Below are 26,069 nucleotides of genomic sequence, written 5' to 3' on the forward strand. Positions count from 1 at the left end.
GGGTTCGGCTATCCGGTGGCAGAGGGGATAGAACGCCCACAATGCTAAAACCGTATCACTAAAACAAATTATTCAACTTTTTAATCTTTCACCCGTGTTGATGTCCATGTCTTTTAAATATTCTTTTATTGTGCCGATTTACAACGAAGAGGAAACGCTTTTAGAGCTTTATCGTCGTATTCAAGCGGTGATGGAGCAAATGGATGGAACTGTTGAGCTAATTTTGATCAATGATGGCAGTCGCGATCGCTCGTTAGCGATTATGCGGGCGCTCCATGACCAAGATCCCCGCGTTTGCTACATCAGCCTTGCTCGTAACTTTGGGCATCAAACGGCGGTTACTGCTGGGTTGAATTTTTCCCGTGGACAAGTCGTGGTTATTTTAGATGCAGATTTGCAAGATCCGCCAGAATTGATTCCCAGCATGGTTGAGCAGTGGAAACAAGGCTTTGATGTGGTCTATGCTCAACGCACCCAGCGCCACCGTGAAAGCTGGTTTAAGCGGCTGACTGCCTACGGGTTTTATCGCATTCTCAAGCAATTGGCAGATGTGGATATTCCGACTGAGACGGGCGATTTTTGTCTGCTCGATCGCCAAGCTGTCGAGGTGCTAAATGCAATGCCAGAGCGCAATCGGTATATTCGAGGACTGCGATCGTGGATTGGATTTCGTCAAACTGCCGTATTATTTGAACGCGATCCTCGCTACGCTGGCACCGTGAAATACACCTTTCGGAAATCACTCGCTCTTGCTACGAATGGGCTAGTATCCTTTTCCACAGTGCCTTTGCGCCTTTCTACCTACCTGGGTTTCTTCTCAGCCGTTATGGCGCTCATTATGGTGTTCTTAGTGATTTACTGGCGATTTTCTTATCCCACTTCTTCTATTAACGGATACGCAATTGTTGCGGTTGCCATCTTCTTTTTAGGAGCCGTGCAGCTTTTTAGCATCGGCATCTTGGGCGAATACATTGGGCGCATTTACGAAGAAGTCAAAAACCGTCCACTTTATACTCTGTCAGAAATTGCCGGCTTCAAACCCTTGAAACCTGCACAAACTTACTTAGATCGACAAGGAGTGAGTCAAGAGCGATAAGAGGGGTCGTAGATCAGGGGGTAGACGATTCTATCTATCAACACTTTCCGAAACCTGAAACCCAATTCCTGAAACCTGAAACCCAATTCCTGAAACCTGAAACCTAGCTCTCTCTAGTCAGGGAACCCTGTTAAGCAATATGGCAGCCAAACGGTTGCCGTACAATGAGTGGACAGAAGTCTTTCAGTATTCGTTAAAGTCTAAAACCAGGAGTAGAGGCGTGCCAAAGTCTAAGTATCTATTGATCGGTTCAACCGAAGCCTACAGCGGCAAATCAGCCACCGCTTTGGGCATTGCTCATCAGTTGAAAGAACGAGGTCTAGATATTGCCTATGGCAAACCTCTTGGCACGTTTTACACTTCGCCTAGTGAATTCGTATCTGGCGAACCCGTTGAGGAAGATGTGCAATTTGTGGCACAGACCCTTGAGTTGCCTTCCAGCCGCGTGTTGCCTACTGTATTACCACTCGTTGATTCTACAATTCAAAAGCGAATTCGAGGCGAAAATACTACCGACTATCCCATGATGCTGAGCCAATATTTGCAAACCCAGGGGGCTGATTTGGTGGTGTTGGAAGGTCCTTCTAATTTGGAAGAGGGAAGTCTGTTTGATTTGTCCTTGCAGCAGGTGGCGGAGGTGGTAGATGCCGGGGTATTGCTGGTGGCGCGGTTTCATTCGCTGCTGATTGTGGGAGCGCTGATCTCGGCAAAGCGGCGGTTGGGCGATCGCCTGCTCGGTGTGTTTATCAACGATATTCCCGAAGATCGGATTGAAGAGGTACAAACGACCGTTAAGCCCTATTTGGAAGATCACAATATTCGGGTCTTTGGATTAATGCCCCGAAATGATTTGCTGCGGAGTGTCAGCGTTGGCGACTTGGTGGAACAGTTGCACGCAGAGGTGCTTTGTCGCGGAGATCGCTTAGATTTGATGGTAGAAAGCTTGGCGATCGGTGCCATGAATGTCAACTCGGCGCTGCGCTATCTTCGCAAAGGGCGCAATATGGCGGTGATTACGGGGGGCGATCGCACGGATATTCAGCTTGCTGCTTTGGAAACCTCGACTCAATGTTTAGTGCTAACCGGACAAATGCGCCCCCATCCCGATGTTCTTAGCCGCGCCGAAGATTTGGAAATTCCGATTTTGTCGGTAGACTTAGACACGCTGGCTACCGTAGCAATTGTTGATCGGGCGATCGGGCAAGTTCGGATTCATGACCCAATTAAGATTAAATGTCTTTACCAAATGATGTCTGAATGCTTCGATTTTGATCGCCTGATGACAGATCTAAAGTTGGAGCTTCCAACCCCGGTCGGCTAGGCGATACTCATAAGTGTGAAAGTTCAACATGTGGAGTCCGTGAAGTGCTGAATTCTGCTGGCTCGTTCCGCTTTTGGCAGCGCGCTTTGCTGGTTAATGCTCTTGCTGCTGTCTTTGTCACGGGGCAATCGGTGGATGGGAAGGCACAGGGGCGATCGCCTCAGCCAATGCCAGAACCAACAGTTGACTGTGAACTGCTGATTGTGGGGGCTGGCTTTGCTGGCACTGCTGCCGCCTATGAAGGATTACTCGCTGGGCGAACAGTTTGCCTAACCGACATTACCGACTGGGTGGGTGGGCAAGTCTCCTCTCAGGGTACTTCGGCGTTGGATGAGGCAAAACGGATGCGCGAACAGCGTTTTTTCCCGCGTGGCTACAATGAGTTTCGCGATCGCCTTGTTAAAAAATATGGCAGCCTCAGTTCTGGCAACTGCTGGGTCAGTGTCTCCTGCTTTTTGCCCAGCGATGGACACCAAATTCTGTGGGCAATGCTGCAAGATGCAGCCAAAAAAGGCAAGGGCACCCTCAAATGGTTCCCCAACACGGTTATTAAAGAATTGGACTATAGCCCCGATGGACGGCAGATCAGTAGCGCGATCGCCCTGCAACATGCCGCCGCCGCCAACACGCCGCCGCTCAACACCGAGCCGCTCTCCGCCCTAATCGAAGACATCTATCGTCCTGAAAACTCAGCCCGCCTCGCAAAGCAGCCAATTCGCTTCACCCCGCCTCCCACCACTCAACTTCCTACACCCTGGTATATCCTGGAAGCCACCGAAACCGGCGAAATCATTGCCCTTGCGGATGTGCCCTATCGCTTGGGGCTAGATCCGCTGTCTCACATTAATCCCTCTTCCCCCGTAAAAAACAACGATGCCTACTGCACCCAGGGTTTCACCTACACCTTTGTGATGGAACGCACCGCAACCCCGCAACCCCAGCCAGAGCCAGGTTTCTACCCGCAATATGCGCCTTACTTCAGCTATGAAAACTCAAATAACGTCGGCATTGATGCCGTTTTTACCTATCGTCGTATTTGGAGTCCCAATTTTCAAAAACGACCCAAAGCCACCCGATTTGGCATAGCCGCAGTGCTGCCAGGAGATCTGTCTATGCAGAACTGGACATGGGGCAATGATTATCGTCCGGGGACGGAGCAAGACAATTTGATCTACAGCCGTGACCAGCTTCAGCAGCGCGGTGAACTAAGTCCGGCTGGGTGGATGGGCGGCTTAAGAACAGATACCCTGCGGCGCGGCGAAGAAAACGCGATCGCCTACTATCATTGGCTTGTGGCAGGCACCACCGATTCGCAATTAGGGAATGGCGTGAAGCAGCCTGCCCCCAATCATCGCTACGTCACTGGGTTAGAGTCACCCATGGGCACGGCACACGGGCTATCTAAATATCCTTATATTCGCGAAGCTCGTCGTATCATCGGTCGCCCTACTTTCACCTATCCCGACGGGTTTGCGATGCACGAAATTGATGTGTCTCAAACCGACTATGGCGACGAGGCGCATTACCAAGAAAATCTGCCGCCTGAGATGTATCGCAAACTGCGTAAATCATTGGCGGGGCTGGAATTTTTGAAACTGCCCGATGACGTAGACCCCAATCAAATTCCTCGGCGGACGCGATCTACGATTTACCCTGATTCCGTTGGCATCGCTCAATATGCGATGGATTTTCACCCTTGTATGGCAGAAGCACCGCCCGAAAAGCCTGGAAACGAAGAGCGTCCCGGCGTTCGTCAAGCCCATGGACCTGCCTATCCTGGACAAATTGCTCTCCGCGCCATGATTCCTCAAAAAATCGATAATTTAATCATTAGCGGAAAAAGTATTGCCAACAGCACGATCGCCGCTGCTGCCTATCGAGTCCATCCATTTGAGTGGTCTGTAGGAGCCGCCGCTGGGGTGACCGCAGATTTTGCCTTAAAGGAAGGAATATTTCCCTATCAACTGGTAGACGACTTACCTAAACGAGAGCCACTGCTAGAAAAACTGCGATCGCGACTTGACGCAAGCAGCAATCCAACCGCCTTTCCAAATACCTCTATTTTTAATTTGCAGTGGGACGACTGGAAATCATAGTGATGGGTTTGGGATGCCATGCTTGAGCATTTGTTGGCACTATCAGGAAAACGCTCTCCTGAAAATAGACAAAGCACCAACCCCGAATACAATATCGAACGCTCGTTATATACTAAGGCAATCATGCCAAAAATTGTTGACCACGATCAGTATCGGAGAGAGCTTTTAGACCAGTGCTTCGATTTGTTCGCTGAAAAAGGGTACTCCACAATCACCATGCGACAAATTGCCGCTGGTTTGGGCGTTTCCACGGGCACCTTGTACCATTACTTTTCTAGTAAGGAAGCTATTTTTGAGCAGTTGGTTGAGGAGATGATTCAGCAAGATATGCTGCAAGTTTCCAGTGAGATAGCAACCGCTAAGACCATGAGCGATCGCTTGAAACGAGGCTTTGAGTTTGTAGAACGCAGACAGGACTATTTTTTTAAGCAACTGTTGATCTTTACAGATTACTACCAACAAATTCGGCAGGACAGCACTCAACCCAACGTTTTAGAACGAGTTTGCGAACGCATTCAGCCTAAAATCTCAGAGATTATGGGCATCAACGATCCGCAAGTTGCAGAGTTCATTTTTACGTTTGTAGATGGCATTTGTGTTAGCCAAATCTATGGTTCTAGTGCTGCCAGCTTTTCCGCCCATCTACAGCTACTGCTCAAAATGTTAATCGCTTATTTTGAGAAATATCAGCCGTCTCTTTTAGACTCTGACAAACTGCACTCTTAGCGATCGCTAGATTCACCCGATCGAACGACTCCCTGAAAAGCTTGTGGGTATAAATTTTCTGGACAGGGTCTTAACCCGCTATATTGGCTCAAAGCGTTTCTGATGGATGGAGAAATTCTGATGAAGCCCTACGCTGTCAACTTTTCAAGCTTCTTGTCTGGGACTTAAACACTCGTTATGCCGACTATTTCCAATTTGCGAATTGTTGCAGCACTCCAGCTATTCCTGTTGGCGATCGCTGCGCCCCCCGTGCAAGCAAATCCGTTCACCTGTGACGTGTCCAAAGCCAAGACTGTAAACGATCAGTCCTCTGTAGGAACAGCCAAAGGCGAACTCGAAATCGATGAAAAAAAGGTTGCTTTGACCCATGCTTATGCGATCGCCATAGACCCCCTGTGGGAAGATAACCGAGCTTTGGCAAGTGACCGTAGGGGCAAGCCAGGGTGGCGAGTCCTAATTACAGATCAGGCTGTTACAGATGATTTATTACAGAATTTTTGGCTTGGCAAAAGTGTTTCACCTCAAACTATTGAGGATGGTCGGCTCAGAGGAGTGCTGCTAAGGCTACGAGATTTTAAGCAATACAATATTACGTTTCTCTATTTGCCACCGAGCGGTTGGGGGTTGTCTTCTGCCAGTGACGGCATTGAGCCTCAAAGTTTACAAATCACCCAAAGTCAACTTCGTGGAACGATTTCGGGTTCAGCCCCTTTAGTTCAAAACTTCAAATATCAATTCTCATTTCAAGCGCCCATCCGATCGCCTTTTACCAGTAGGGTTTTGACGGGGGAATCAGCGTTGAATAGCCCACCCGTCAAGGCTTATCTCGCCTATCTCACTACCATTCAACAAAAAAGCCTAGAGCAAATGCGTCCTTATCTTAAAGATGAGAGTTGGCAAAGTATCAATCAACGAATTTTGGCGGTCAGTGAAACCAAGTTTTTTGCTGAGGTACAGTCCTACCTGAAAGGTATGCCTCGCGATCGCTCAGCCTTTAACCAACAGCTTCATCAAGTTGTAATGCGTGGAGGTGAGGCTAAGATTGTCCTCAATGTTAATCCTCAAAAGACTCAGAGCCGCGAGACAACAAGTCTCTTCTTGTCCTGTGAAAATGGTTATTGGAAGCTGTAATTCTTACCCCAAGGCTCAAAAGTTGGGTCAAGTTAGGTCAAGGGTCAACTTAGGAGATTTCTGCTAAAGAAAATACCTGAATTCCCGCGTTGTCGCGTTTCGACTTCGCTCAACGCTCGGGGTTTGGGGCTGAGCGAAGTCGTTCGCATCGCGTTCCGCCAGGAAAAGCCTAGAGCAAAGGGTAGATTCATTCCTGGAAATCTCCTTAAGTCATGCGAGACTAATAGACTCTTATCGATCGCAAGATTCACCCGATCGGACGACTCCCTGAAAAGGCAACCCTAGTGTATGATAAAACTCATTAAATATAACAGTCGTTCGATATAAATAGCTTGTACGTCGTATGTAGGAGCTATTTGTCAAGTGCTTGTTATATCGAATGTTCGGTATAAGTAATCGCTCCATTGCTCTCGTACAACCGAGGTTTCCCATGAGCTTGCAACTGTTTTCAAAACCATCTAACCGCTGGATTATGGGTCTGGTGATCGCGGCGACGGCGATCGCAGGCACTACTGTTTTTTATGGAGTGTCTCAATTTAGTAAACCATCGCCTCCACTGCAACAAGCGGTAGTGCCGCCTAAACCCGCCAAAGTGACTGCCCTGGCGCGACTGGAACCCCGTACAGAAGTGCTGAAACTGTCTGCACCCCAAGCCCTTGATGGCGATCGCGTTATGGAGCTTTTAGTGAAGCAGGGCGATCGGATCCAAACTGGGCAGGTGATTGCAGTGCTTGATTCCCGCGATCGCTTACAACCCGCATTACAGGAGGCGCAGGAGAAAGTTCGCAATGCTCAAGCGCAGTTAGCCCAAGTGCAAGCCGGAGCCAAGACGGGTGAAATTGCAGCACAAAAACAGCAAATTTTACGGCTCCAGGCAGAACTTCAAGGCGAACTGGCGACCCAGCAGGCAACCATTTCTCGCCGCCAGTCGGAACTGAAAAATGCTCAGGTAGAGTACGATCGCTACCAATCCCTTGCGACCGATGGAGCAATTTCATCCTCCAATTTTGATCAAAAACGATTGACGTTTGAGACGGCACAAGCCCAACTGAGAGAAGCTCAATCCAATCAAAACCTGAAGGCAGATTCACTCCGGGCGCAGATTCAAGAAGCACGGGCGACCCTGGATAAAATTGCGGAAGTGCGACCAGTGGATGTGCGAAAAGCCCAAACAGAAGTGGATATGGCGATCGCGGCGGCAAAAAAAGCCGAGGCAGAATTGCAACAAGCGTATATCCGCGCTCCGATCACCGGACAAATCCTCAAAGTTCATACGCGACCGGGCGAAAAATTGAGCAGTGATGGCATTGTTGATCTTGCCCAAACCAATGACATGGTGGCGGTTGCAGAGATTTATCAAACCGATATCGATAAGATTCGCCTGGGACAACCGGCAACGATTACCGGACAAGGGTTTTCGGGTGCAGTCACAGGCACCGTCTCTGAAATTGGGCTACAGGTCAGCCGCCAAAATGTGTTCAGCGCTGAACCAGGTGAAAACCTAGATCGCCGAGTAGTGGAAGTGAAAATTCGCCTGAATCCAGCCAGCAGCAAGCGTGTTGCCGGATTGACAAACTTGCAAGTGCAAACTGCGATCGCGCTCTAAAAACCCATTTTTCAGCAAGGATTTTATGGCTATTTCCCTCAATCCAACGATTGTAAAACTGGATCAATCTCAATCTGATGCCGCGATCGATGTATTAGCTCATTCTTTTTATGCCGATCCCATATTTCGGTATTTTGGGTCTGAACAAGAGTCTGATCTGTTTAAAACCTTGCAATGGTTCATCAAAATCCTATTGCGCTACAGCCAGCCCTATGATTACATTTACACCACGGCTGATCTTCAGGGCGTTGCCATGTGGATTCCGCCGGGAAAATATCCCCTAAATGACTGGAAACTTTTGCAGCTTGGCTTTTACGCTTTACCCTTCAAGCTGCAATGGCGCAAGAGCTTACAGTTTTTGTCTGCCTTTAACAAGATTGAGAAATTGCATAGGGGTGATATGCCCCAGCCCCACTGGTATTTATTTATGTTGGGTGTGGCACCAGAGAGCCAAGGACAGGGTATTGGCGGGTTACTGATTGAACCAATTTTGCACCAGGCAGATTCAGAGAAATTACCTTGCTATGTGGAAACTTCAACGGAACGCGGAGTACGTTTCTATCAAAAGTATGGGTTTGAAACTGTCCACACTGTTTATTTTGAATCTGCTCCTCCTTATTGGTTGATGAAACGAATGCCACAACAGTAGTTTTCAATTTCCCTAAATGGAGATTTCTTAATGCTACAAACCATTTATATATTGCTGTGTTTGCTAGGTTTTGTCTTACCTTACTCACAATTTATTCCATTTCTGATTGAGCATGGTTTGAGTTTAAATTTGTTTTTTGAGCAGCTATTTGCAAACCGAATTTCGGCTTTTTTTGCAATGGATTTACTGGTTTCATCCATTGTTTTTTGGATATTTCTATATTGGGAAGGTTCCCGTCTAAAAATGTCGAATCTCTGGGTCTATGTGGTTTGTAGCTTAGCCGTTGGGCTTTCTTTAGGATTGCCATTATTTCTACTAATGCGGCAACGCAAACTTGAACAAGTGTTGGATCAAACTTTTTCTGTTTAAGGCTCAAGGTAGCTATATGACAAACCTCTATGGACCTGATCCCGTTCGCCCCTATCCAATGGCAGATCAGCGTCGAGTTTGCTTCATCAAGCCATTCATCAAGTCGCCCAATATTATCGTTGGAGATTACTCTTACTATGACGATCCGGTTGATCCAGAAGGGTTTGAGCGCAATGTGCTTTATAACTATGGCAACGATCGCTTAATTATTGGTAAGTTTTGCGCGATCGCTACCCAGGTTCAGTTCATCATGGGCGGTGCCAACCACAAGCTAGACGGCATTTCTACTTATCCATTTCCTATTTTTGGGCAAGGTTGGGAAGGCGAAATGGAAACCCTGATGAATCTGCCCAGTCGCGGCGATACGGTTATCGGCAATGATGTGTGGCTGGGCTACGAATCCTTGATTATGCCGGGGGTCACGATTGGGGACGGTGCTGTGATTGCGGCGCGATCGGTGGTTGTGAAGGATATTTCCGCCTATGCGATCGCGGGGGGCAATCCGGCTCATCCCATTAAGCAACGTTTTATGGATGCAGAGATTGCTCAACTGCTAGCGCTTCAGTGGTGGAATTGGGAGATCGAAAAAATCACGCGCAACATCTCGCTCATCATGGGTGGCGATGTATCAGCGCTCTGCCACGCAACGTAAAAATGCATTGAATTTTCTATCCCTTTACTTCACCCCATTTATGTTATCTAACCTTTTTCGTAAAACACCCCTTGCCTGGTTTCAGGTGACTCGTGAAAAAACTCGGTTGCTGGTGGCGATCGCTGGAATCGCTTTTGCCGACATTCTTATGTTTGTCCAACTCGGCTTCAAAGATGCGTTGTTTGATTCGGCTGCGGTGCCCTATCAAACCTTGCAATCCGACTTATTCATTGTCAATCCTCAGTTTGAAACGCTGTTTTCCACCAAAGTATTTTCACGAGAACGATTGCTGCAAGCGGCGGCAATCGACGATGTTGACTCCATTAGTTGGCTCTATATTGCGATCGCCCAGTGGCGCAACCCAACAACCCGCACATCCCGTTCCATCTTGGTATTTGGCACTGATCCCGCTTCCACCGCATTCAAGCTGCCAGAAGTTAATCAACATCTACAGGATCTGCAACAGTTAAATCAAGTGTTGTTTGACGAAGCCGGACGACCCGAATTTGGCGACATTGCCACCTTGCTCAAAACAACATCCCCTTTACAAACAGAGGTGAATGATAATCTGGTTCGCGTGGCAGGCACATTTAGAATGGGGGCATCCTTTTCAGCCGATGGTAATGCCATTACTAGCGATTCTACATTTTTACGAATTTTCCGCGATCGCCAGCCCGAAGATATTGATGTTGGTTTGATTAAGCTAAAACCAACAGCGGATATAAAACAGGTGCAAGCCGCTCTCAAAGCCAGTTTGCCCAACGATGTTTTGGTGATGACACTGCCAGAATTTGCCACTCGTGAAAAAGACTATTGGGCAAATGCCACTCCCATCGGCTTCATCTTCACCCTGGGAACCATTGTGGGCTTCATTGTCGGCGTGGTGATCGTCTATCAAATTCTCTATTCCGATGTATCTGATCATTTGCCAGAATACGCGACGCTGAAAGCGATGGGCTACGGCGACTTCTACTTTGTTGGCGTGCTGATTCAGGAAGCATTACTGCTGGCAGTTCTGGGCTTTTTCCCTGGAGCCATTCTATCCACAGGGCTATATGCTCTGGCGCAAGGTGCCACCATGCTGCCGATCGCCATGACCATTGAACGGGCTACGAACGTGTTCATACTCACCCTCATCATGTGCGTTGGCTCTGGAGTCATCGCCATGCGGAAGCTTCAATCAGTCGATCCCGCAGACATCTTTTAGTTTTGAGTTCTTAATTTTGAGTCTTTTGCCTTAATTCCTTTATTAATCATCATGCAAACACTCTCCTCACTTCCCGCGCCTAAAGCCTCGCAGAACGGCTCCCAGCCTGTAATTTCGGTGACGAATTTGAATCACTACTTTGGTGAAACTAATCTGCGTAAACAGGTCTTGTTTGACGTGAATTTGGAGATTGCACCGGGCGAAATTGTGATCATGACAGGTCCCTCTGGTTCGGGCAAAACGACGTTGCTGACGCTGATGGGCGGATTGCGATCGGCACAGGAAGGTAGCCTTAAAATTTTAGATCAAGAAATTGTGGGAGCGAGCAAACAAAAACTGCTACAGATTCGCCGCAACATTGGCTATATTTTTCAAGCGCACAACTTAATGACCTTTCTCACAGCCAAGCAAAATGTGCGAATGTCATTGGAATTGCATGATGAAATTGCTACTCCAGAGTTAGATATAAAATCGGCGGAAATTTTGGAACAGGTTGGTTTGGGCGATCGCTTAGACTACTATCCAGAAAATCTATCGGGTGGACAAAAACAGCGAGTCGCGATCGCCCGTGCATTGGTTAGCCGCCCCAAAATTGTTCTAGCTGATGAGCCCACCGCTGCACTCGATAAAAAATCAGGGCGAGATGTGGTAGAAATGATGCAAGCACTTGCCAAAGAACAACATTGCACCATTTTGATCGTCACCCATGACAATCGAATTTTGGACGTTGCTGATCGCATTGTGTATATGGAAGATGGTCGATTGGTCAGCGATGGCGTTGACATGGCTGCAAAAATGCATTGACCGTCTCATTTAAATTCTGATGCCATAACAACGCCTGCTCCACAAGAGTGATACTCTCTTTGTGGAGTGGGCTTTTTGCTGGATGAAACTAGGTGAGAGCCTGTTATCCAATATCTTCCTCTGCTCCCTAAAACCTGACCCCTGAAACCTGAAACCTATTGTTACCCAATGAATCGAACATTTTGGATTACTGCGTTAATTTCCTTTACCAATTCACTCAGCTTCACCATTCTGATTCCGATTCTATATTTGTATGGCAAGCAGTTTAATCTGACAGACTTTCAAACGAGTTTGCTATTTTCCATCTACTCTGTGGCTCAGTTTTTTGCAACACCTATAATTGGTAAATTGAGCGATCGTATTGGACGCAAACCACTGTTAATCATCAGCTTGGCGGGTACGGTGATTGCAAACCTGCTGGCAGGCACCGCCAGCACGGCGGGAGTTCTCTTTTTTGCGAGATTTCTTGATGGCATCACCGGCGGCAATGCGTCCGTTGCTCAAGCCGTCGTTTCAGATATCGTTCCGCCCCAAGATCGAGCAAAAGCATTTGGAGTTTATAGCGCCATCACCTTTGGATTAGCTTTTATTTTAGGTCCAGTCATTAGTTTGATAGCACAAAGTTTCTCTTTAGGTGCAGGGTTTTTAGTCGCTAGCGTTTGTGCATTCTTATCGCTGTTGATTACGATTTTTCTGCTGCCAGAAACATTGGAGACGAAGGCAGCTAAGGCAACTAATATTTTTGATATTGGACTTGGAAACCTAGTGAAAGGATTAACAATTCCTAAAGTAGGTATTTTACTCATTATAAACTTTTTAATTGGCACTACTTTTACGATTTTTACATTTGCATTTCAGCCCTATTTTATTAACGTGCTAGGTCAATCCAGCCAATCGCTGACGTTGATGTTTGTCATGTTTGGCACGATCGCAATTTTAATGCAGGCAGCAGCAATTCCTTTATTAGTAAGGCACGTTAGTCTAGTCAGTATTTTATTAGTTTCTATTTTGGTACGCAGTATATCTTTTGTGGTTATGCCATTCGTTCCCAGTATCATTTATTTTGTGGGCGTTAGCTTGGTTTTCTCAGTATTTAATGCTTTTGTGCAGCCCATGATTACCACGCTAATTTCTCTCAACTCAGATGCGAAAACTCAAGGAACTACATTAGGTTTAAATGCTTCTTACTTAAATGTTTCTAATGCATTTGGTCCCATAATTGCTGGATTAATTGTGAATCAAGCGGATTTTAATACTTATAAATATCCATTTTATTTGGCGGGAGTGCTGACCTTTTTGGTGTGGCTATTTGCGATCGCCAAGCGCGATAAATTTACTCCGACCGCGAAATCGTCTCACTCTTAATGCTTATTTTGTTTGCTTCCACACATAGGTTCCAGTCTTATCAATGTAGCCTGCCTGACCCTCTGTATAAACCAGTGCCAGCCCTTCTACAAAATTGAGCGCTAATCCAAACTGAGGTGGAATGACCATTTTTCCAGTCTGGTCAATGTAACCATAGCGATCGTCGATTTTTACAGCAGCTAACCCATTTGAAAACCGATCGGCTCGATCAAATTGCAGCGGAATTATGACTTTCCCCGTCTTGTCGATATAGCCCCATTTCTCGTCTAGCTGAACGCTTGCCATACCCTCATGAAACTCTCGCACTTCATCAAACTGCGGCGGAATTACCACCGTTCCTGTAGTGTCGATGTAGCCCCATTTTTCGTTTTGTTGAATTCCAGCAAATCCTTCACTAAATACCCACATGCCGGACAGCCAATCGCCTTCCCACTGTGGCTGAATCACCATTTTGCCCGTTTTGTCGATGTAGCCCCGTTTCCCATTTATCAAGACGGGGGCTAATCCATCAGCAAATGCCATAGCATAATCAAATTGAGCAGGGATGACGACCTCTCCAGTCTTGTCAATGTACCCCCACTTTTTGTTAATGTTTACGGCTGCTAATCCCTCTTTAAATGCCTGGGCTTCTTCATATTGAGTAGGAATTACGAGCGTTCCAGCTTTATCAATATAGCCATATTTTGTACCTAGTATGACCAGCGCTAAGTCATCAGAAAAGCCAAACGCTAGACGATATTTTGCAGGAATAACAGGTTTTCCAGTCCCATCAATAAAACCGTATTGATCATTCGATTTATACTGTGCGCGATCGCCCACAAAACCCCACACTAAATCGTTAAATTGAGGTGGAATCATGATCGTACCTGTGCGATCGATAAAACCATATTTCCCGCCCTGAATGATCCGAAACAACGGCTCAGCTTGCTGAGTGGGTACCTTCATAGTCTGGGCAGTCAAAAACAGCGGTTTAGAGGCAGAATTAAGCGATCGCGCCATCCTAGGCTCCACTCGGCTTGCCAAGCTAAAACTTGTTATCAATATCAGCCAAATAAATCTGGAAACAATTATCATCACAACTCACTATCCCAATCTATAAAAACAGCAGGCAAATCAGACTTACTTCATTACTTCTTTGTCTCTGCCTTCCGGCTGAGTCGAGATCTCTATCTTAAGAGTCTTAGAGATAGCCTAAGCAAGTTGATAAGTTTGCTTTATAGAGAAAAATAAATTTAATTTGATTCAGGAGAGCAGTTATGGCAGACGTTGTTAAATCTGTAAAAGACGCAATTAAAAGCGCCGTTCAAGATAGTGATATTCCTGGAATTACTAGCAATAAACCAGTGGTTCCTGATTTGGTCGATGAGACAAACACAACACAAAATCTAGATGCAGAGATGCTGAAAGAATCGATCGCGGAAGGTGATACCAAGGGTCTTAGTGTCGATGTTGGAGCAGACTACGCAGCCGCCCAAGATATGAGTACAGGATCAGTGAGTGCTACCGAAGCGGAAGACATAGTTGCGCCTGACTTTGAGGTGTCTACGCCCGCAGAAGTAGCAGTACCCACAATGTCTGCCAATGATCAAATTGATTATACCGATATGGCAAAAGATATTAACCCTACTGGTGCAGCCGGAAACGTGACCGACGACCTAGTGAAAAAAGCGTTGGACTTAGGAAAACCAGGTAGTTAATTAAGCCGAAGCATGGCTTAGTAACGATCGCATTTTGTACAAACACAGAACTCAAAGTACTAAGGTTTGTATTAAGTAATATTTTTTATAAGAGAAAAGCTATAGCTGCAAGGGCTATAGCTTTTCTCATTTTATTTATCTCAATAGAAGGGAAGCAGACTGAAACAAGCCAATCACAAACCCTAGAACACCACCAAGATTGACGATCGCCTGAAGTTCGCTCTGGACAATACCATTGATTGCTGCCTCTAGATCAGCGGCAGAGGTCGCTTTAACTCGATCAATAATCACTTGATCGATGTTGAGAATCGGAATTGCCTGAGCCACGATCGCTTCTAAGTCGCGTTCTAGATACCGTTCTAGAATTAATGCCAGTTCAAAACTTACCGTTTCTAGCGATTCGTTGACGACCGGTGAAGTTCGCAGGCGGCTCAAGATTAAGCTAGCTAAACTTTCCCACTCAATCGATTTGCCTAGTTCTTCTAAAAATTCTGATCCCTGTTCCTGCACATAGTCGCGTACTGTATCGCGCAGGGTTTTACGCAACTGACGTACTGTAGAGACTGGCAAATTTTGCAGCGATAGATTTTGCAGCCATTCTTTAAGCCGCGATCGCACATTCAGCGATGTCATTAGCTCGCTCAATCGCGCATTACATTCTTCTCGTTCGTCCAAACAGAATGTACGAAGGCGGGCTAACGCATTACGGCTACCAAACAGGTTAGCAACCACCCAATAGGTGCCGCTGGTTTTTTCGCGGAACCCTTCGTCAATCACTTGAATGTTGCGATCAGTGAGAAAGTCGATGAGGGCTTGTCGCAACACATCGGGCGGCAGCACCACGTTTAAACTCCAATCTGCCAGTTTAGTCGCTTGTTCATCCGATAGCTGAAACTCCAGCAGCACTTTGTCAAAAATCTGATTGAGTTGTGCTTCCAAAAAGTCTTCTTGCCGTGCTAGTACTTTCAGCAAGCGAGGCAAAGATTGTCCAAATAAATCTTGCAGGACATTGGCGAGAATTTTTGCTGTTTTCTGCTGCTTATCAGCTTCTACTTGATCCAATGCCAGTTTAAGCAGCCACAGCAATGCCCCTTGTACTCGCTCAGTTTGCAGCAGTCGTCGCGCCAATTTTTGCAGTTCATCTGGAGTGAGCAGCGACCCCATGATGGTGTCAGAAATGCGTTTTGCTAGGCGTTCTTGATTACGAGGAATCAAGCCGGGAGTAAAAGGAATTTTTCGCCCTGCAACATACTTTGCTTGATAGGGACGAAACAACATCCGAATGGCAATATCGTTGGTGAAATAGCCAATAATGCCGCCAACGACAGGAGGCGCAACATAAAGCCAAAGAGTGGAAAGATCCAAGGGAGGCATTGGAAGTTTTGAGTTTTGAGTTTTGATCGCGTAGCGTGTGTCTGGCACTTAGCGTCTTCGGAGGAGAGATTTTGAGTTTTGTTCTCGTTTGCGTACTGAAAACCTGCGACTCAAAACTACTTCGTGATTACTAATATTCCCATCGTACCCCCCGCAATGGGATAGTGCGTAACGGTGGAAAACCCTACCTCTAAGGCGAGGTTTCGCTGCTCTTTTCCAGTGGGGAAGCGATCGAGGCTAGGAGCGAGGTAGGCATATTCCTTGGAATAGCCATAATGGCTAGCTATGGGAACGACGACGGTATCTAAGTACCATTGCTGAAAGCCCCTCACCAATGGATTTGTAGGGCGGTGTAGGTCGAGAATGGCAGCGATCGCCCCCGGTTTGAGGACGCGCCGAAGTTCTTGCAAGGCGCGGGGAATATCGCCCACATTACGCAACCCATAGCCCATCGTGGCAGCATCGAAGTGATTATCGGGCAAAGGGAGGTTTAGGGCATCTCCTTCCATCCAGGTGATAGGTAGGGTGAGATGGCGATTTTGTACCCGCTGACGGGCGATCTCAAGTTGTTCTGTGGCAAAATCCACACCGATAACCTGTCCAGTTTTATCCACCCGTTCTGCTAACATCTGCGCCAAATCGCCGCTGCCACAACAGACATCGATACAGGTGTCGCCCGGTTTAGCGCCGCTCCACTTAATCGCCATTTGCTTCCAGATGCGATGCTGCCCCAAACTGAGCCAGTTGTTAAGGGGGTCATAAACGGGAGCAATGCGATCGAATAGGGCACGAACAGAATCAGGAGTCGGGGCGGAAAGATCAGGCGTAGTCATTTAGATTTAGGTGAAGGCTACAAAAGTGGGAGGCTCTCGATTTCCCACTCATCATCCTACTGGAGAATCGATTCTCGTGAGAAATGCCGCCTTAAAAATAAGGTTCTGTGAAGTTACGAAATCTTTGGAGTTGACCGTGTTGCTTGCAAGGAAGTGTCTAGCAAGTCAGCCATGCCGAACGTTTTACAGTCTAATTTTTTCTGGTTGTTTTACTCCATTGCCCTAACGCTATTCTCTTTTAAGCTCTTCTTTGCTTGGGGATTGATGGTTGGAACCCTGTACAGCCTGTTTTTTCTATTTCGGTTCACTGGACTAGAATCAACGTTATCCAGCCGAGAACATCAGCTTTACTTGACAGCTATTTTGCTATATCCACCCGCTGAAACATTAGTGCAATGGTTGGGGATCAATGGCTTCATTCCAAGAGATTTTACGTTGATTAATCGCCTAGAGCATTTCTGTTGGGCAACGATGCTAGTGCTGTTTTTTTTACCGTTTACCTCAGGTGTTTGGCAGCGGCTAAATCATTGGCAAAATTTAGTCTTCATTATGGGCTTTACTTGTTTGTTAGGGAATATCAATGAGTTTTTAGAGTTTTTCCTGCGAATTCAAGCTAGCCCAATTAATCAGGCTCAATTCGCGGCTTTTTATAGCGACACGATTTACGACATGATGATGAATTTATTCGGCAGTATCGCTGGGTTTGTGATTCTTTACCGCATTCAGCCCAAAAGCACTCAATTAGACAGACTTCCCTATCTGTAGCGCTTGAGTTAAACTGATGCCGTTGGTTGAATAACGGCTGTAAGATCGAAGGTTTCGCCTGGTTGAGGAATTAGAAGCTGCGTTGAACTGCCAGAGGCAATGAGGCGATCGCGAAACTCTGCCTCACTGCCGACTGATTTAATCAACATCTGCAAAATGCCTGTGGCACGCACATCTCCTCGCGTGGTAGGCAAAAAATAGCGGGGTTGCAACGTTTCAATCAGTTGCAGTGCCTCAGTTGCGCCCATGATCACTTGCCCTAAAAGGGGAAAAACTTGGGCAACAATGGGGGCGATCGCTACATCAACTCGTCCCAGTTTTGCCAAATCCTTTAAGGGTGAAAAATGCGGCTCGTAGTAGAGGGTTTCTCCACTGGTCAAATCTTTGAGCAAATAGCCATTTTCTACCTGCCCTGGCTGAATTTCAGCCCCCAGCACTCCCGTAATTTGCAGCGCATCCGCAATCACCGTATCTTGCCAGTGTGCGATCGCCGTTACCTGCTGATAGCCCAGGCTTTGGACCACCTTTGCAGCAGTTGGAGAGGCGACTACTGGAATGGCGCGATCGAGCTTGTCCAGTGTGGGTCTGTGACAGTGGTCATCTACCCCTTGCGACAGCAAAATCAAATCAATCGGCGGCAATGTCTCCGGCGTAATTGCTAATGGCGTGTTGTGATGGGCTGTGAATAGCCACGGCTGACCATAAAACACCAGCGGATCGACCAGCCACGGATCGACCAAAATTGTTTTTCCAGCCAGTTCAAATATCCAGCTATTCAGGTCAACCCAGGTCAATTTCATCGTGCTTTGCAATTCTTAACAGCTATTCTGATAGTAACCCCAAGAATAGGCAGATTGTGCGAAAGTCGAGAAGAGGCTTAAAGTACGAACTCCAAACTCCTATGACTCCTCCTATTGCATTGACGATCGCCGGTTCCGACAGTGGCGGTGGTGCAGGTATTCAAGCAGATTTACGCACCTTCGCCTTCCATAAAGTTCATGGGACTAGCGCCCTCACCTGCATCACAGCGCAGAATACATTGGGCGTGATGCGGGTGGATGCGTTGCCGCCGGAGTCAGTGGCGGCGCAAATGGAAGCGGTAGTTAGCGATATAGGTGTGCAGGCAGCAAAAACAGGAATGTTGCTGAATCAGGGGATTATCGCGATCGTGGCGGAGCAGATTCAAACCCTGCAAGTTCCGAATGTGGTCGTCGATCCGGTGATGGTGTCGCGCACAGGGGCACAGTTGATTGATGATGCCGCGATCGCCACTTTACAAACTGCTCTGATTCCAATTGCAACGGTTCTCACTCCAAACCGCTATGAAGCCCAAATGTTATCAAAGATGGAGATCCACACCCTGGAAGATATGCAAATTGCCGCCCAAAAAATTTATCAGCTAGGCGCAAAAGCCGTATTGGTTAAAGGCGGCGGCATGGCTGAAGATCTCTGTGGTGTGGATGTTTGGTGGGATGGGCAGGCAGTAGAAATTTTAAAGACGGAGCTAGTGGATACAACCAATACCCATGGCACAGGTTGTACACTGTCTGCGGCGATCGCTGCAAATCTGGCGATCGGACACGATGCCTTCACTGCTACTCGTCTGGCGAAAGAATACGTCACGACTGCTCTGAAATATGCGCTGGCGATCGGCAAAGGACAGGGACCCATTGGGCACTTTTTCCCTCTGTTACAACCCAATGACGACTCTAAATCATGAGCCATGTACCCATCCGTAAGTAACTAAGCCACTTTTTGAGGAATATTTAGCAACTCTCGCCACTCTGTTAGAGATCGCTCCCAGTTTTCTTCCCATTTTTGGGCTAGAAGAGGTTGAGCATTCATTCCCGTCCGGTAGCCAGAAGCAAGACGATCGAGCACTTCATTAAGCTGCTCAGGCGTATTAAACAACGTTTTCAGCAGCCCTCCACAGACCAGCACTGCTGCCATCGTTCGCCGAGTTTGTGCCAATTCAAACGCCTTTAACCCCAGTTCTCCCGCTACATCAGTGTTAAATCCTGCCACAATGTGCCAGATATCATGGGTTTGACGCATCCGCAAGAGAACGTAGCTCGCATCATCTATCACATTAATGGGTCGGTAAAAGTTGGGATCAAACCCTGCATCGCGAATGTAATGGGCATAGGTATAGCCCAAAGAATTTGGTGGAAGTTGGGCAAGAAAATCTAGATTGAGCGGCGGCGGCTGATAACGCTCAGCGATTAGGCTAGCGACCGCCGGATCTTTTTGCACAAACGCGATCGCCGCTTGGGTTGCCTGGGTGTTTCGCAATCCGTCTTCAATGTCATATACTGACTCGGTTTTTTCTGGATCTCTCAGCAACGTTAACGCACCTTTAAGCGTGCTGAAAAAATCAATATTTAACTGCGATCTAGATCCATAAAACTTACGCATGTTAGAGGAGTTAAATAAATTGTCTTACTGCTGAAAGTATCGAACTGAAGGTGTTGAACTAGAAGTATTGACCTGAATATATCGTTAATTGGTTCAAAGCATATGATGACTTGCTGTATTTCTGACTTTTCTAGAGCAAATCCATCCATATAATATAGAAGCGTCATAGAGGCAGATGCAGACTCCTCCATTTAGGTTCTGCCTGCTGCTCAAGACCTGCCGAACCGATCGCTAGGGGAGACTGCTCGTTTATGTCAATGATTGAGACAAAAACCGAACCCATGGTCATTAACATGGGTCCTCACCATCCTGCCAGCCACGGATGTTTCCGACTGGTGGTGACGTTGGATGGCGAGAACGTGATCGATTGCGAACCCGTTTTGGGCTATCTGCATCGCGGCATGGAGAAAATTGCCGAAAACCGCACCAACCTGATGTATGTGCCCTACACCAGCCGCTGGGATTACTACGGCGGCATGTTTAATGAAGCGGTGACCGTCAACGCGGTGGAAAAACTGGCGAAAGTGCCTGTGCCTAAGCGGGCTAGCTACATTCGCGTCATCATGCTGGAACTAGGACGCTTGGTGAATCATTTGCTGTGGCTTGGTCCATTCGTGGCAGATATTGGAGCGCAAACGCCCTTTTTCTATACCCTGCGCGATCGCGAAATGATTTTGGATTTGTACGAAGCGGCAACCGGCTACCGCATGGTCAACCACAACTATTTCCGCATTGGCGGTGTGGCGGCAGATCTGCCTTACGGGTGGGTCGATAAGTGTCAAGAATTTGCCGATTACATGATGCCCGTGATCGATGAGTATGAAAAACTGATCACCAACAACCCGATTTTTATCCGCCGCGTGGAAGGTGTGGGCACGCTCAGCCGCGAAGACGCGATTAACTGGGGCTGCTCCGGTCCCATGCTGCGGGCTTCTGGCGTGAAGTGGGATTTGAGGAAAGTGGATCACTACGAATGCTACGACGAGTTTGATTGGGACGTGGTCTGGGCAACCGAAGGGGATTGCCTTGCCCGATATGTGGTGCGGATGCAAGAAATGCGCGAATCCGTCAAGATCATCCAGCAAGCCTTAAAAGGCTTGCCCGGTGGAGCTTACGAAAATCTGGAAGCGAAACGTATCTCTGCGGGCAAAAAATCTGAATGGGATGGCGCAGATTATCAGTACATCAGCAAAAAAGTTGCTCCCACCTTCAAAATTCCTACTGGAGAGCACTATGTGCGGATCGAAGCGGGTCGCGGCGAAATGGGCATTTTTATCATGGGCAATGATAATGTCTTCCCGTGGCGCTGGAAAATTCGTCCGGCAGACTTCAACAACCTTCAGGTGTTGCCGAACCTATTGAAGGGACGCAAAGTTGCAGACATTTTTGTGATTTTGGGCAGCGTGGATGTGGTGATGGGATCAGTCGATCGCTAATTCCATCCATCACTGCACTTTTTTACGAGTTGGGGTGGCAGGTGCCGCCCTTTTTTCATGGTTTCCATCGCAGTGTTCCAGACGGCTGCACGAAATCCATTTGTATTGGAATTGACGATGAAGGGGGCTTCGATATAATTTTGTGTCAGATTAAATATTAATCCGTTAGAGATTAAGGATTCTCCGATGCTGCAATTTGCATTTGATTTTCAGACCCTACTGAGTACTCTGGCAGATCCATTGACGGGGTTGATGTCGCTGCCGCTCGTCCTAGGCTGTACTCGCGCAGTTTATCGGGGACTTGATAATCTGGTGATCACTGGGCGCACTATGGACTGGCTCAACGACATGCAGAGCAATATCTGGGCTTTCCCGCGCGGCATTGAACGCGATGGTGCGGCGGGTGCAAACTCGATTCGCTGGGTTTCAAAATACGGCAGTGTGGGAGCCGCAGGGTGGGATATAGGTATTGCTGACGGCATGAACGAGCAGGGATTGTTCGCCAACTTGCTTTATCTAGTCGAGACCCAATACCCAACGCCCGATTCCGCCAATTCGCGCCAGCCTTTGTCCCTGTCGCTGTGGGCACAATATATGCTGGATAACTTCGCAACTGTGAGTGAGGCGGTTGCGGCGATCGCGCAAGAACCTTTCTATGTAGTGCCTGCGCGATCTCCGGATGGCAAGCCTGGAACGATACACCTTTCGCTTTCAGATGCGACGGGTGATTCAGCCATCTTTGAATATGTGGAAGGCAAGCTGGTCATTCACCACAGCCACGATTATCAGGTAATGACCAACTCCCCAGTCTATAGCAAGCAGTTGGCTTTAAATGAATATTGGCGGATGATTGGGGGGACGATGATGCTTCCCGGTACGAATCGAGCAGCGGATCGGTTTGTCCGTGCCTCCTTCTACATCAACGCGATTCCCAAAACGGCTGATCCGGTAGAAGGGGTCGCTGGTGTATTTTCAGTGATTCGGAATGCGTCAGTGCCCATGGGCATCAGTACGCCCGATCAGCCCAACATCTCCTCAACGATTTGGCGAACGGTCGCCGACCAGACAAACAGGCGTTATTTTTTCGAGTCAGTTCGCAGCCCAAATGTTTTCTGGGTCAATCTGGACAACCTGGATTTCGCCGCCGGCAGCCCAGTCAAAAAACTGACGCTGACGGATGGCTCGGTCTTCGCGGGTGACACTTCAGCCCAGTTTCAGCCGACTGAACCAATGAAGTTTCTACAGGTATGAACCTCCATTGACCTAGGTGAAATGATTGAACCGACGCACAATGATCAGATATTAAGTCGCACTTCCCCTTTCAGGGTCATCGGTCTGACGGTATGGATGGTTTCGTACAATATTGGGGTGCTGCCCGCGATCATGCCTGCGATCGTGCATGATTTTGATTCGAGCATTGGCTCCATTCAAACCGTCCTAGTTCTGTTTTCGCTAACGACTGCCGCTTTCGCGCCCACAGCGGAAAATCTCTGCCGCTATTTTGGTCGCACACCCGTTTTCCTAGCTGGATTGATACTCTATGGGATCGGCATCGGCTTGACTGCCCTGAGTCCTTCGATCGCAATTCTGGCAGTCAGCTTTGCCGTCCTAACCGGGTTAGCGGCAACCCCCCTAGTGAGTACCCCTTGGACATTGGTAGATCTGATTTATCAAGGCAAATCTGAACAGCAGGCAACGGTCGGTCTGATTGTCGTGTCTACCCTAGGCAGCTTGATGGGGTCGCTGCTGGGTGGCTTCCTCGCATCTGAGGTTGGCTGGCGCTGGGCGTTTGTGCCGTCGCTGGTCGCTCTGCTTGCTATCTGGTCTCGGCGGCGATCGCTGCCCAATCTTAGCCAGTATTGTGAGCAGCCGATTGACTGGGTGGGCGGGCTGCTGTCTTTTCTGGGGCTGGGGCTGATTCTGACGGGCGTGAGTCTGGCGATGGAGTTTGGCTGGTGGGAGCCGAGGCGCATGTTCTCGATTGGCGGAGTCGTACTGCCGCCGTTTTCCTTATCGATCGTGCCGCCCCTGATTGCCGTTGGCTTAATTCTGCTAGGTTTCTTTGGCTTCTGGCAGCGACGGCAGGCAAAAAAGGGAGCAGCCTCGATCCTGCGGGCTGGATTGCTGCGAAAGCCGGGATTTGTATTGGGAATGCTGGCGGCGATGCTGCATACGCTGGTTACGGCTGGGGTGCAGTTTAATCTATTTCAGTATGTGCCTCTGGCGCTGTCGCTCGATCCCTACCAGACGGCTCTGACGATTATGCCTTATAACATCACGAAGATTCTGGTGGTGGTTGGATCGCTAAAGCTGCTGGCGCTGGGAACCGATCGCAACGGAGACACGGTGTTTCAGCGCTTACCGCCCAAATTCATTGTGTTCGGTGGATTAACTCTTTTGGCAACCGGAATCTTCATGCTGTATCGCAACCTAACGCTTCAGATCACGCCCATCGATTTGCTGCCGGGGTTAACGGTGATGGGTATCGGTTCAGGACTGTTTACCTCCCATGTCAGTCGATTGACCTATGCGGCGGCAGAAAACAGCAGAGTAGAAGGGACGGGAATCTACAATCCGGTTCAGAATTTAGGCAGTTCGCTGGGCAGAGCCATTCTGGGGACATCGCTGATATTTTTTGCCTCACGAGATATTGTGGACGGCATTTTGCAGCAGATGGGGCAAACCATGGCTCCCGCCGATCGCGTGCGGCTGATTGCCACTCTGCAAGAAATGATCCAGACGCTTTCCCGTCGAGAAGTGAGCGCAGCGGTGGTCAACCAAGTGCCGCCAGCGGTCGTTCCTTTCGTTCGCCAAATTAGCCAGGAAGCCACCAATTCAGGAATGCAAACTTCTCTGCTGCTGGCGCTGCTGTTCACCGGACTTTGTTTTTTGCTTGCAACGACCCTGCCCAAATATCCGTCGCGCTGATAGTTGCGGGTGGAGCCTACGAAAACCTAGAAGCGAACTAAAAGTCTTTCTCCTTAAGGAGTAGACCGCAAATCGTGCGAAGCAGGGTTGGGATGTAGCATGCTTCCTACAGGGTGGATAAATTAATCGAACATCTATACCCTGTCACTGTGCTTTTTTCCGAGTTGGGGCGGCAGGTGCTGCCCTTTTTTCATAGGTGGGTCGGCTCAAAATGCGGAAGTACAACGCTTTGGTGTCGCTCTCCAATAGACACAAGTAGGAGAAATTTTGCCAGCCTTTTGAAGTCATCAATCGACCATTGCCCATGACTTCAGTACTAATGAATTGGCTACCGACTTTACTCTCGAAGCGATCGCGGCGAGTTTTAGTATCATCAATTAGCTGAATCTGACGAATTTCCTTTACCTGTCGATATAGTTCACGCGCATAGATTTGGCAACTTTGTACGGCGGGATCAGAGCCAAGATCAGGGGCTTGGGCATTTACAACATTGGGCACTACCAAAACAGCCGTCAGGCAGGATATTAAAAAAAGTTGACGGTTCATCACGCAAGGCAAATAGAAACAGGATGCAAAATATACCGCTCTGTTTTAACGCATTTTGAGGGGATTGCAGGGAAAACACGATCGCGCTGCCCAATTTGCGTGCGATCGCCCTATGCTAGGGGTTGAACTGTGAATGAGGACAAATCCCGATGGCAGACCCAATTACGCCCGAAGTGAGCCAACGCATCTGCGCTCACATGAATGATGACCATGCTGAGGCTGTAGTAATGTATGCCAAAGTGTATGGAAATTTACCCGAAGCTACGGCTGCTAAAATCGCCGCGATCGACCCTGAAGGGATGGATTTGGATACGCAAGTCAACGGCTCAACGACTTCCATCCGAATTGCGTTTGACCATACTCTACAAGACTCTGAAGATGCCCATCAAACGCTGATTGCCATGGTTAAACAGGCGAGACAGCAGACGAAGAATCTTTAGGTAGGTTTCAAGTGTCGGGTGTCAGGTTTAAGGGGGGACAGGTCTCTTTTTTCAAAAGCTGTTTAAAAGCAGGAGACCCGGAGTCTACGCCTACCGTAAGCATCCCGTATTGCTGCTACCTTCCGGTCCTGACAAGATTTGGGCGTTGCGATCGCATAGATCCGAGTCAGACTTAACCATAGCATTTCTAGGTACAAGTTTTTACACCCTTACTGCTTGTCCCAAAAAATCAAAAGTCTTTCAAGTCATCTAACTAGCTATCTGTCGATCAAAAGCAAGTTTTTTGCTCCTAAAAACTTAAACCTCTCCTCGAATCGTAAACGAATAATCGCCACCGGGTTCTAACTGATAATCTTTTTGCTCTAAAAATCGTCCGAGTGGCTCCTTGATCAAAGCTCTTCCTAACGATGGCTGCACCGAAAGCTCCCCTAGCCGAAAACACCAGGCAAATTGCCACTCAAACTGATTTGCCCGGACTTCGCCCTCCAGCATCCCTTGTTGCCAGCAGTGACGAGTTATCCGAACATATGCAGTGGTTTGGGGAAGGCGTTTAGCCACAAAAATTCTAAATAAATGAGTGCAAATTAAACGATAGCTGACTCTGCTTATTGAG

The 26,069-nt window shown here is 47.9% G+C and carries 27 protein-coding genes and 1 other RNA gene; 20 read left to right on the forward strand and 8 right to left on the reverse strand.

Annotated features, from left to right (window positions below; genetic code table 11):
* The first annotated feature begins 100 nt into the window (after nt 1-100).
* The 12 genes from AC1S5B_RS12220 to AC1S5B_RS12275 all read left to right on the forward strand — a co-directional run bounded on the left by AC1S5B_RS12220 (nt 101) and on the right by AC1S5B_RS12275 (nt 13,022).
* Entirely contained in the window at nt 101-1,096 is a 996-nt protein-coding gene (locus AC1S5B_RS12220) for a glycosyltransferase family 2 protein (protein WP_482035945.1), read from the forward strand.
* 220 nt (nt 1,097-1,316) lie between these two features.
* On the forward strand, nt 1,317-2,417 hold the full coding sequence (locus tag AC1S5B_RS12225) for a phosphotransacetylase family protein (RefSeq protein WP_482035946.1): 1,101 nt from the start codon (nt 1,317-1,319) through the stop codon (nt 2,415-2,417).
* A gap of 44 nt (nt 2,418-2,461) precedes the next feature.
* Nucleotides 2,462-4,513, forward strand: a complete 2,052-nt coding sequence (locus AC1S5B_RS12230) for an FAD-dependent oxidoreductase (protein WP_482035947.1) — start codon at nt 2,462-2,464, stop codon at nt 4,511-4,513.
* Nucleotides 4,514-4,636: 123 nt separating this feature from the next.
* A complete protein-coding gene (locus AC1S5B_RS12235) occupies nt 4,637-5,239 on the forward strand; it encodes a TetR/AcrR family transcriptional regulator (protein ID WP_482035948.1) in 603 nt (200 codons plus the stop codon).
* A gap of 177 nt (nt 5,240-5,416) precedes the next feature.
* The gene (locus AC1S5B_RS12240) at nt 5,417-6,370 is read left to right on the forward strand and encodes a hypothetical protein (RefSeq protein ID WP_482035949.1); all 954 of its coding nucleotides are present in this window, start codon (nt 5,417-5,419) and stop codon (nt 6,368-6,370) included.
* A gap of 430 nt (nt 6,371-6,800) precedes the next feature.
* Nucleotides 6,801-7,976, forward strand: a complete 1,176-nt coding sequence (locus AC1S5B_RS12245; protein WP_482035950.1) for an ABC exporter membrane fusion protein — start codon at nt 6,801-6,803, stop codon at nt 7,974-7,976.
* Between the two features lie 25 nt (nt 7,977-8,001).
* Nucleotides 8,002-8,625: a GNAT family N-acetyltransferase gene (locus AC1S5B_RS12250; protein ID WP_482035951.1), complete on the forward strand. Its 624-nt coding sequence runs from the start codon at nt 8,002-8,004 to the stop codon at nt 8,623-8,625.
* Between the two features lie 30 nt (nt 8,626-8,655).
* Entirely contained in the window at nt 8,656-8,994 is a 339-nt protein-coding gene (locus AC1S5B_RS12255; RefSeq protein WP_482035952.1) for a DUF2834 domain-containing protein, read from the forward strand.
* Nucleotides 8,995-9,010: 16 nt separating this feature from the next.
* Nucleotides 9,011-9,646, forward strand: a complete 636-nt coding sequence (locus AC1S5B_RS12260; protein ID WP_482035953.1) for a CatB-related O-acetyltransferase — start codon at nt 9,011-9,013, stop codon at nt 9,644-9,646.
* A 40-nt stretch (nt 9,647-9,686) separates the two neighbouring features.
* Nucleotides 9,687-10,853 (forward strand): ABC transporter permease DevC, encoded by a 1,167-nt coding sequence (gene devC, locus AC1S5B_RS12265; protein WP_482035954.1) that lies wholly within the window; start codon nt 9,687-9,689, stop codon nt 10,851-10,853.
* A 51-nt stretch (nt 10,854-10,904) separates the two neighbouring features.
* Nucleotides 10,905-11,657: a DevA family ABC transporter ATP-binding protein gene (locus tag AC1S5B_RS12270; RefSeq protein WP_482035955.1), complete on the forward strand. Its 753-nt coding sequence runs from the start codon at nt 10,905-10,907 to the stop codon at nt 11,655-11,657.
* Between the two features lie 168 nt (nt 11,658-11,825).
* Nucleotides 11,826-13,022 (forward strand): MFS transporter, encoded by a 1,197-nt coding sequence (locus AC1S5B_RS12275; RefSeq protein WP_482035956.1) that lies wholly within the window; start codon nt 11,826-11,828, stop codon nt 13,020-13,022.
* Nucleotides 13,023-13,025: 3 nt separating this feature from the next.
* Here AC1S5B_RS12275 and AC1S5B_RS12280 read toward each other — a convergent pair whose 3' ends face one another.
* A complete protein-coding gene (locus AC1S5B_RS12280) occupies nt 13,026-13,967 on the reverse strand; it encodes a WG repeat-containing protein (RefSeq protein ID WP_482035957.1) in 942 nt (313 codons plus the stop codon).
* Between AC1S5B_RS12280 and AC1S5B_RS12285 the strand changes: the two genes are divergently transcribed.
* On the forward strand, nt 13,954-14,121 hold the full coding sequence (locus AC1S5B_RS12285) for a hypothetical protein (protein WP_482035958.1): 168 nt from the start codon (nt 13,954-13,956) through the stop codon (nt 14,119-14,121). The two genes, AC1S5B_RS12280 and AC1S5B_RS12285, sit on opposite strands and share 14 nt — an antisense overlap.
* A 157-nt stretch (nt 14,122-14,278) precedes the next feature.
* Nucleotides 14,279-14,719, forward strand: coding sequence for a hypothetical protein (locus AC1S5B_RS12290; RefSeq protein WP_482035959.1), 441 nt, complete (start codon nt 14,279-14,281; stop codon nt 14,717-14,719).
* Nucleotides 14,720-14,854: 135 nt separating this feature from the next.
* Here the strand turns inward: AC1S5B_RS12290 and AC1S5B_RS12295 are convergent, their stop codons facing one another.
* Both AC1S5B_RS12295 and ubiE read right to left on the reverse strand, forming a co-directional pair.
* Nucleotides 14,855-16,093 carry a DUF445 domain-containing protein gene (locus tag AC1S5B_RS12295; RefSeq protein ID WP_482035960.1) on the reverse strand — a complete coding sequence of 413 codons (1,239 nt, stop codon included), beginning with the start codon at nt 16,091-16,093 and terminating at the stop codon, nt 14,855-14,857.
* A 116-nt stretch (nt 16,094-16,209) separates the two neighbouring features.
* Nucleotides 16,210-16,926: a bifunctional demethylmenaquinone methyltransferase/2-methoxy-6-polyprenyl-1,4-benzoquinol methylase UbiE gene (gene ubiE, locus AC1S5B_RS12300; RefSeq protein ID WP_482035961.1), complete on the reverse strand. Its 717-nt coding sequence runs from the start codon at nt 16,924-16,926 to the stop codon at nt 16,210-16,212.
* Nucleotides 16,927-17,097: 171 nt separating this feature from the next.
* Here ubiE and AC1S5B_RS12305 point away from each other — a divergent pair, with 171 nt between their 5' ends.
* Nucleotides 17,098-17,691, forward strand: a complete 594-nt coding sequence (locus AC1S5B_RS12305) for a DUF2238 domain-containing protein (RefSeq protein WP_482035962.1) — start codon at nt 17,098-17,100, stop codon at nt 17,689-17,691.
* An 8-nt stretch (nt 17,692-17,699) separates the two neighbouring features.
* Here the strand turns inward: AC1S5B_RS12305 and AC1S5B_RS12310 are convergent, their stop codons facing one another.
* Nucleotides 17,700-18,491, reverse strand: coding sequence for an MBL fold metallo-hydrolase (locus tag AC1S5B_RS12310; RefSeq protein WP_482035963.1), 792 nt, complete (start codon nt 18,489-18,491; stop codon nt 17,700-17,702).
* A gap of 101 nt (nt 18,492-18,592) precedes the next feature.
* Here AC1S5B_RS12310 and thiD point away from each other — a divergent pair, with 101 nt between their 5' ends.
* Entirely contained in the window at nt 18,593-19,411 is an 819-nt protein-coding gene (gene thiD / locus AC1S5B_RS12315) for a bifunctional hydroxymethylpyrimidine kinase/phosphomethylpyrimidine kinase (RefSeq protein WP_482035964.1), read from the forward strand.
* 23 nt (nt 19,412-19,434) lie between these two features.
* Here the strand turns inward: thiD and AC1S5B_RS12320 are convergent, their stop codons facing one another.
* Nucleotides 19,435-20,106, reverse strand: a complete 672-nt coding sequence (locus tag AC1S5B_RS12320; protein WP_482035965.1) for a Coq4 family protein — start codon at nt 20,104-20,106, stop codon at nt 19,435-19,437.
* Nucleotides 20,107-20,357: 251 nt separating this feature from the next.
* Here AC1S5B_RS12320 and AC1S5B_RS12325 point away from each other — a divergent pair, with 251 nt between their 5' ends.
* The 3 genes from AC1S5B_RS12325 to AC1S5B_RS12335 all read left to right on the forward strand — a co-directional run bounded on the left by AC1S5B_RS12325 (nt 20,358) and on the right by AC1S5B_RS12335 (nt 24,470).
* Complete coding sequence (locus AC1S5B_RS12325) at nt 20,358-21,542, forward strand: NAD(P)H-quinone oxidoreductase subunit H (RefSeq protein WP_482035966.1); 1,185 nt, start codon at nt 20,358-20,360, stop codon at nt 21,540-21,542.
* A 186-nt stretch (nt 21,543-21,728) separates the two neighbouring features.
* A complete protein-coding gene (locus AC1S5B_RS12330) occupies nt 21,729-22,793 on the forward strand; it encodes a linear amide C-N hydrolase (RefSeq protein ID WP_482035967.1) in 1,065 nt (354 codons plus the stop codon).
* 96 nt (nt 22,794-22,889) lie between these two features.
* Nucleotides 22,890-24,470 (forward strand): MFS transporter, encoded by a 1,581-nt coding sequence (locus AC1S5B_RS12335; RefSeq protein ID WP_482035968.1) that lies wholly within the window; start codon nt 22,890-22,892, stop codon nt 24,468-24,470.
* 144 nt (nt 24,471-24,614) lie between these two features.
* Here AC1S5B_RS12335 and AC1S5B_RS12340 read toward each other — a convergent pair whose 3' ends face one another.
* On the reverse strand, nt 24,615-25,016 hold the full coding sequence (locus AC1S5B_RS12340; RefSeq protein WP_482035969.1) for a hypothetical protein: 402 nt from the start codon (nt 25,014-25,016) through the stop codon (nt 24,615-24,617).
* 149 nt (nt 25,017-25,165) lie between these two features.
* Here AC1S5B_RS12340 and AC1S5B_RS12345 point away from each other — a divergent pair, with 149 nt between their 5' ends.
* On the forward strand, nt 25,166-25,456 hold the full coding sequence (locus tag AC1S5B_RS12345) for a DUF2470 domain-containing protein (RefSeq protein WP_482035970.1): 291 nt from the start codon (nt 25,166-25,168) through the stop codon (nt 25,454-25,456).
* Between the two features lie 71 nt (nt 25,457-25,527).
* Here AC1S5B_RS12345 and ffs read toward each other — a convergent pair.
* Together ffs and AC1S5B_RS12355 are read right to left on the reverse strand one after the other, a co-directional pair.
* Nucleotides 25,528-25,624, reverse strand: an RNA gene (ffs, locus tag AC1S5B_RS12350) — signal recognition particle sRNA small type.
* Nucleotides 25,625-25,753: 129 nt separating this feature from the next.
* Nucleotides 25,754-26,014, reverse strand: coding sequence for a DUF3146 family protein (locus AC1S5B_RS12355; RefSeq protein ID WP_458650579.1), 261 nt, complete (start codon nt 26,012-26,014; stop codon nt 25,754-25,756).
* Nucleotides 26,015-26,069 lie beyond the last annotated feature (55 nt).

This window comes from Leptolyngbya sp. CALU 1928 (genome assembly GCF_056784215.1).

Bases quoted from the DNA above. Each gene is read 5' to 3' on its own strand.
- AC1S5B_RS12275 (WP_482035956.1), top strand. From the start codon at position 11,826: ATGAATCGAACATTTTGGATTACTGCGTTAATTTCCTTTACCAATTCA.
- AC1S5B_RS12280 (WP_482035957.1), bottom strand. From the start codon at position 13,967: ATGAAGGTACCCACTCAGCAAGCTGAGCCGTTGTTTCGGATCATTCAG.
- AC1S5B_RS12295 (WP_482035960.1), bottom strand. From the start codon at position 16,093: ATGCCTCCCTTGGATCTTTCCACTCTTTGGCTTTATGTTGCGCCTCCT.
- AC1S5B_RS12320 (WP_482035965.1), bottom strand. From the start codon at position 20,106: ATGCGTAAGTTTTATGGATCTAGATCGCAGTTAAATATTGATTTTTTC.
- AC1S5B_RS12325 (WP_482035966.1), top strand. From the start codon at position 20,358: ATGTCAATGATTGAGACAAAAACCGAACCCATGGTCATTAACATGGGT.
- AC1S5B_RS12270 (WP_482035955.1), top strand. From the start codon at position 10,905: ATGCAAACACTCTCCTCACTTCCCGCGCCTAAAGCCTCGCAGAACGGC.
- thiD (WP_482035964.1), top strand. From the start codon at position 18,593: ATGACTCCTCCTATTGCATTGACGATCGCCGGTTCCGACAGTGGCGGT.
- ubiE (WP_482035961.1), bottom strand. From the start codon at position 16,926: ATGACTACGCCTGATCTTTCCGCCCCGACTCCTGATTCTGTTCGTGCC.
- AC1S5B_RS12345 (WP_482035970.1), top strand. From the start codon at position 25,166: ATGGCAGACCCAATTACGCCCGAAGTGAGCCAACGCATCTGCGCTCAC.
- AC1S5B_RS12220 (WP_482035945.1), top strand. From the start codon at position 101: ATGTCCATGTCTTTTAAATATTCTTTTATTGTGCCGATTTACAACGAA.
- AC1S5B_RS12305 (WP_482035962.1), top strand. From the start codon at position 17,098: ATGCCGAACGTTTTACAGTCTAATTTTTTCTGGTTGTTTTACTCCATT.
- AC1S5B_RS12235 (WP_482035948.1), top strand. From the start codon at position 4,637: ATGCCAAAAATTGTTGACCACGATCAGTATCGGAGAGAGCTTTTAGAC.
- AC1S5B_RS12260 (WP_482035953.1), top strand. From the start codon at position 9,011: ATGACAAACCTCTATGGACCTGATCCCGTTCGCCCCTATCCAATGGCA.
- AC1S5B_RS12335 (WP_482035968.1), top strand. From the start codon at position 22,890: ATGGTTTCGTACAATATTGGGGTGCTGCCCGCGATCATGCCTGCGATC.
- AC1S5B_RS12240 (WP_482035949.1), top strand. From the start codon at position 5,417: ATGCCGACTATTTCCAATTTGCGAATTGTTGCAGCACTCCAGCTATTC.
- AC1S5B_RS12250 (WP_482035951.1), top strand. From the start codon at position 8,002: ATGGCTATTTCCCTCAATCCAACGATTGTAAAACTGGATCAATCTCAA.
- AC1S5B_RS12255 (WP_482035952.1), top strand. From the start codon at position 8,656: ATGCTACAAACCATTTATATATTGCTGTGTTTGCTAGGTTTTGTCTTA.
- AC1S5B_RS12290 (WP_482035959.1), top strand. From the start codon at position 14,279: ATGGCAGACGTTGTTAAATCTGTAAAAGACGCAATTAAAAGCGCCGTT.
- AC1S5B_RS12245 (WP_482035950.1), top strand. From the start codon at position 6,801: ATGAGCTTGCAACTGTTTTCAAAACCATCTAACCGCTGGATTATGGGT.
- AC1S5B_RS12310 (WP_482035963.1), bottom strand. From the start codon at position 18,491: ATGAAATTGACCTGGGTTGACCTGAATAGCTGGATATTTGAACTGGCT.
- AC1S5B_RS12330 (WP_482035967.1), top strand. From the start codon at position 21,729: ATGCTGCAATTTGCATTTGATTTTCAGACCCTACTGAGTACTCTGGCA.
- devC (WP_482035954.1), top strand. From the start codon at position 9,687: ATGTTATCTAACCTTTTTCGTAAAACACCCCTTGCCTGGTTTCAGGTG.
- AC1S5B_RS12340 (WP_482035969.1), bottom strand. From the start codon at position 25,016: ATGAACCGTCAACTTTTTTTAATATCCTGCCTGACGGCTGTTTTGGTA.